Raw genomic sequence first — 5,431 nt, forward strand, 5'->3', positions numbered from 1 at the left:
TATAAATATTTTAAATTCAGTGGGGTGAATTTATGGGGGATAGTAAGAAAAGTTTTAAAGATGAAAATTTTATTATTTACACTGGTATGGTAAAGTATATAAGAAATTTAAATATGCTTGAAAGTCATAAAAGAGATATAAGTCAAAAGGTTTATAACTTGTATATAAATTTAAGCAATAAAAATACTAGCTTAGAGAAATATATAGTTAATCCTAAGGAGTTTTGTGATACTATATGCAAAGATTATATAATGAATACACCTATTTATGCTGTGTATTTAGAGACTATCAAAAAACTTTCACTAGTAATAGCAATAATGGCGTTATTTTGTGACTTGGTTTTAGACAAACCATTAGTTAGCAAATATTTTGTATACATATTGATTGGTGCTTTTTTTATTTCAATTGTATTAACATACCTGAAGCTTTATAGATCAGAAAAGTATGGTTTAGAAGAAGAACCACTTAAATATAAAATTTTATATAACACTAGTGCATTGATTTTAATAATTCCAATTTTTATATGGAAAAATAAAATATTAGAAAATGGAAAAATTAGTATGGTTTTCATAGGTATGTTTTTTATAAGTTCTTATATAGTTAAAAAAAATAAAAAGAATATAGATAAAAAAATAAGTTATAAGAGTACTATTTAATACTCTTATAACTTATTTTTTCGTTTAAATTTAAAATCAATACTATTATTATCTTTAATTAATGTAGGTAAATAAATTAAAGATGTAATAAATGTGAATAATAATATGCTATAAAAATTAGCATTTGAAAAACTATAATCATAATTAGCATTAGTGAATTGATTTAATAAAAAAGTAAATAAGAAAAATAAAGAACATGCTTTTATATTATCTACTATACATCTAGAATTTACATAAAACTTTCTGACTCCAACTAAATAAACTAAAGAATATAAAAGTAATAATCTGGATGCTATATAAAAGAAATAAAGAATATGTGGAAACTCAAAATATAAATCTTTAAAAAATATTAAGTCGCCTATAGAACAAACTATACTCCATGAGAAAAATACATTAAATAAATGATATTTTTTAAAAAGAAAAATAGCGATACACAAATATATTGTTATGCTTGTTATGTTTATCGGAAGTGTGTAAAAAACATTATAACTTCCTAAAGAAATTAAACATATTTGTTCTAATATAATTATGAATACAAATGATAGGCATATAATTTTTTCTACTAAATAGCTGTATGGAAGTAAATTTTTAGTTAGCTTAGGCAATAAGAATAAGAAGATAGCTACACAAAGTAGAATTATTAGATGTTCATTAGAAAAAACAAAATTAGAATTCATAAACTCCCCCCTAACTATTTATAAGCCAGTTTAAATATGTAATCATGTCCTTTTATACATTATATTCCAAAGTAGTAGTTATGATATATAGTTTTTAAAAATTTATATAAATATTTAATTGTAACAAAATAAAAATTAGATAATAAATTAATACTATAGCAGTTAAAAATTAGACATTTAAAAATCATCTAAAGGAAGTGGTCTTTTGAAAAGAATAAGCATACAACCATGTGCTGATTGTGGAAGCAAATACTGTCCGTGTCATTTAGCATATTCAGGAGATTGTATTCAATGTAGTTTAATACAAGGCAGTAAAACTTGTGATTGTATTTGGCAGGGGGTTTGCGTATACAATGAATTGCAGCATAATCGAAATGCAGCTTGCAACGAAAAAAAAGATGTTTTATGTGATGTTGTAACAAAAAAAGAATTAAAAGAGGATATATATTTACTAGAGATAAGAACGCCTAAAATTCTATTAGAAGAACTATTAAATCCCGGTTCTTATATATTATTAAGATGCAAAGACCAAATTGACTCAAGATACAATGTACCTATATCTGTTATGGATATAGATGTTGAAAATGAAATTTTAAAAGTAATAATTAAAGAGGTTGGACATAAGACTAAATCGTTATTAAGTTTTGATAAAGTATGGGTAAGAGGTCCATACTTAAATGGGGTATTAGGACTTAAGGAGTTTAAACTTACAACAAATAGTAATGTAGCGGTAATATTAAGTGGGTTATCTCAAGTAAATGCACCTAAAATAATTAAGTATATCTTAAAAAACAATAATCATGTAGAAGTATTTGTAGACACTAGAAGAACTATTTTAGATGAAGTTATAGATAAAATAAAAGAGTTAAATGTTAATATCCACTTCATAAATATAAAAGAAGATGAAGAGTTAATTAAAGACTATATAAGAAGAAATAATGTAGAGCTTGTGTATAGTGGCGGATTTAATTCTTTTAATAAGGAAATCATGAAACTGGTTGATAGTGTTGACGAAAATATTAGATTCTCAATAGCAAATAATAATTTAATTGTATGTGGGGAAGGAATATGTGGAGGATGTACGGTTGTAATTAATGGGAAAAGAACGAAATCTTGTAAAGCTCAAATTAATGGAAGAGAGTATTTAAAAAGTTTAAAATAAATTCGTTTTAGGTTTAAGGGGGAATTTAAAGTGGCAAAAGTAGTAGTTATAGGCGGCGGATGGGCTGGTTGTGCAGCTGCAATATCTGCAAGAAAAGCAGGAGCAGAGGTTACTATCTTAGAAAGAACAGATCTTTTACTAGGGCTTGGGAATGTTGGAGGAATAATGAGAAACAATGGAAGATATACTGCAACAGAAGAAGCTATAGCCCTAGGAGCAAGTGAGTTATTTGAATTAACCGATAAGTATAGTACACACAAAGACATGGATTTTCCAGGTCATAAACATTCAACTATATACAATGTAACAGAAATTGAAAAACCTGTAAGAGAAAAAATATTAAGTATGGGCATAGAAGTAAGATTTTTCTCTAGAGTTATAGATGTAAAATTAGATGGTAAGAAAATAAAAGCTGTTGTTTTAGAAGATGGGGAGATTATAAGTGGAGACTCATTTGTAGAAACAACAGGATCTTCAGGACCTATGGGAAATTGCACTAAGTATGGTAATGGGTGTGCTATGTGTGTTTTAAGATGTCCTTCATTTGGAGGAAGAGTTAGTATAACTAGCAAGTGTGGAATAGAAGATATGTATGGAAGAAGAAACACAGGGGAGTTAGGGGCTTTTAGTGGTTCTATGAAGTTATTAAAAGAAAGTTTAAGTGAAGAAATTCAAAAAGATTTAAATGAAAAAGGTTGTGCTGTAATACCTTTACCAGAAGAACTTATAAATACAGAAAAACTTGATATAAAAGTTTGTCAACAGTACTCACTACCTGAGTTTGCTAAGAATTTAATTCTAATAGATACAGGTCATGCAAAGTTAATGGCACCATATTATCCACTTGAAAAATTAAGAAAAATTCCAGGATTTGAGGGAGCTATAATAGTAGATCCATACTCAGGTGGAAAGGGAAATTCAGTAAGATATTTTTCGGTTGCTCCAAGAGATAACTATATGAGAGTAACAGGACTAGAAAATTTATTTGTAGGTGGAGAAAAAAGTGGATTCTTTGTAGGGCATACAGAAGCTATATGTACTGGATCTTTAGCTGGGCATAATGCAGCTAGAAATGCTATAGGTATGTATTTACTTCAACTACCAACTAGTATTGCTATTGGAGACTTTATATCTTATGCTAATCAAGAATTAAAAGAAGAGCATGCGGATAGATTAAAATTTACTTTTGCAGGAAGTGTTTACTTTAATAGAATGAAAGACTTAGGATTTTACACAATAGATAAAAAGGAAATAGAAACTAGAGTTAAAAAGGCAGGATTAGAAGGAGTTTTCAATAAAAAAATAATTAAATAAGTAAAAGGAGATAACTTTTGTTATCTCCTTTTACTTATGCTAAAGAATTGAAATTTAAAACATAGAAAAAATATATGATACAGCAATAGTAAAGCTCACCACTGTATTAAATAAAGAAAAAAACTGTATTGTACTATAAAGCTTATAGTTATTTAATGTATCATATAAGCTGATACATCCAATAGTAAATAAGCCTACAATACTTAAAATAATAATATCAGCAAATATATCAATGGAAATTAAGATTAAAGCAATGATTGATAACACAGAAGATAAAGAAAAACGTTTAGATAAAGTATAAGTATTTGTTGCACTTTTCAATATAAATCACCTCTATATACTTATATGAAATTATATAAGATTTAAAACTAAATATAATATATTGAAAAATGGACAAGCACTATAAGAATTAGAACATTAGTAGTAAAAAAGAGAAACTAGTCCAGCAACTATAAATACTAGAGCAAAAGGAAAAGACTTAAAATCTAATTTTCCAGAATCCTTATAAGAAAAATAAGTTTCATAAGAAAATATAAAACCAAGTAAAAGAGTCACCATACTAGTTAAAGTAATAGAGTAATTGAAACAATTATAGATAATCATACAAGTACAGATAACTTTTAGTGCATTAAACCTAGACATGCTATTCAATTAAACACCTCCTTAACGTACTCAATATAATTGTAGTTAAGGAAATTTCAAATAGCAATATATTAAAAATGACAGAAATTAACTTTAAGAAACAAAAAATAAGATGACATAAAAATTAGTAGTTTACTAAAATTTACATCACCTTACTTTTAATTATAAACTCTCAAAATCTAAAGAAAGATTTATGAAAAGCAAATTAGCGAGAAACCTATAAGTAAGCCCATAACGGCAAAAACTATAGATAAGAAGTTTAAGGTATTAAAAGTTTTATAGTGGATATATGAATCATATGAATTTATCAATCCAGCAATAAAAATACCTAGACCACCTGAAATAGCAGAACTATGTATTATAGAGAAATAAATAAATACAAAAAATAATACATATAAGAAGCTTCTTAATGGACTTAACTTAGTAATAGTATTCAAATAATCACCTCCTTAGATCTTTCAAGTTAATAATAACTAAGTTTACTTTAAATCGCAACGAAATAAGTATATACAAACAAAGTAGTATTCAAACGCAAAAGGCACAGGGGTGGGGAGGATTTTCTTATGATTTATCACGAACGCCCACCTCACTAAGAAAACAGTGGGATATATTAAAAGAGCTAATAAATATGTTAATAGATTCAATGAAATTAAAGATACTAGAAATAATTCAATAATGTTTTTAGGACAAGTAGGTTCAGGAAAAAACCATTTATCATTAGCGATTGCAAATAAACTTATGGATAATTGTATTGGAGTTTTATATATGTCTTATAGAGAATCAATAACTAGGATTAAACAAACTGTAATGGATAGTGAAGAGTATGAAAGGATTATTGGTAGATACAAAAGAGCTAAGGTACTTTTAATAGATGACTTGTTTAAGGGGAGGAAGTTTAATTATAGGGTTTATGGATAAATAAATTATAATTAATTTTTTTGTATTAATCTTTAGCTAAACTTAAATTCTAGTTATTTGCA

The 5,431-nt window shown here is 26.6% G+C and carries 7 protein-coding genes; 4 read left to right on the plus strand and 3 right to left on the minus strand.

The annotated features are described in order from the left end of the window. Nucleotides 1-32 precede the first annotated feature (32 nt). The gene (locus VN21_RS05135) at nt 33-656 is read left to right on the plus strand and encodes a hypothetical protein (RefSeq protein WP_046822354.1); all 624 of its coding nucleotides are present in this window, start codon (nt 33-35) and stop codon (nt 654-656) included. Nucleotides 657-661: 5 nt separating this feature from the next. Here VN21_RS05135 and VN21_RS05140 read toward each other — a convergent pair whose 3' ends face one another. Then, nucleotides 662-1,333: a TMEM164 family acyltransferase gene (locus VN21_RS05140; protein WP_046822355.1), complete on the minus strand. Its 672-nt coding sequence runs from the start codon at nt 1,331-1,333 to the stop codon at nt 662-664. A gap of 205 nt (nt 1,334-1,538) precedes the next feature. Between VN21_RS05140 and VN21_RS05145 the strand changes: the two genes are divergently transcribed. Further along, a complete protein-coding gene (locus tag VN21_RS05145; protein ID WP_046822356.1) occupies nt 1,539-2,495 on the plus strand; it encodes a 2Fe-2S iron-sulfur cluster-binding protein in 957 nt (318 codons plus the stop codon). Nucleotides 2,496-2,525: 30 nt separating this feature from the next. After that, nucleotides 2,526-3,809 carry an FAD-dependent oxidoreductase gene (locus VN21_RS05150; RefSeq protein ID WP_046822357.1) on the plus strand — a complete coding sequence of 428 codons (1,284 nt, stop codon included), beginning with the start codon at nt 2,526-2,528 and terminating at the stop codon, nt 3,807-3,809. A 417-nt stretch (nt 3,810-4,226) separates the two neighbouring features. Here VN21_RS05150 and VN21_RS18610 read toward each other — a convergent pair whose 3' ends face one another. After that, nucleotides 4,227-4,460, minus strand: a complete 234-nt coding sequence (locus VN21_RS18610; protein WP_046822358.1) for a hypothetical protein — start codon at nt 4,458-4,460, stop codon at nt 4,227-4,229. 182 nt (nt 4,461-4,642) lie between these two features. Continuing rightward, nucleotides 4,643-4,888 (minus strand): hypothetical protein, encoded by a 246-nt coding sequence (locus tag VN21_RS05160; RefSeq protein WP_046822359.1) that lies wholly within the window; start codon nt 4,886-4,888, stop codon nt 4,643-4,645. A 163-nt stretch (nt 4,889-5,051) separates the two neighbouring features. Here VN21_RS05160 and VN21_RS05165 point away from each other — a divergent pair, with 163 nt between their 5' ends. Next, entirely contained in the window at nt 5,052-5,369 is a 318-nt protein-coding gene (locus tag VN21_RS05165; protein ID WP_052951984.1) for a DnaA ATPase domain-containing protein, read from the plus strand. Nucleotides 5,370-5,431 lie beyond the last annotated feature (62 nt).

The sequence above is a fragment of the Paraclostridium benzoelyticum genome, from assembly GCF_001006285.1.
Lineage (GTDB): Bacteria > Bacillota > Clostridia > Peptostreptococcales > Peptostreptococcaceae > Paraclostridium > Paraclostridium benzoelyticum.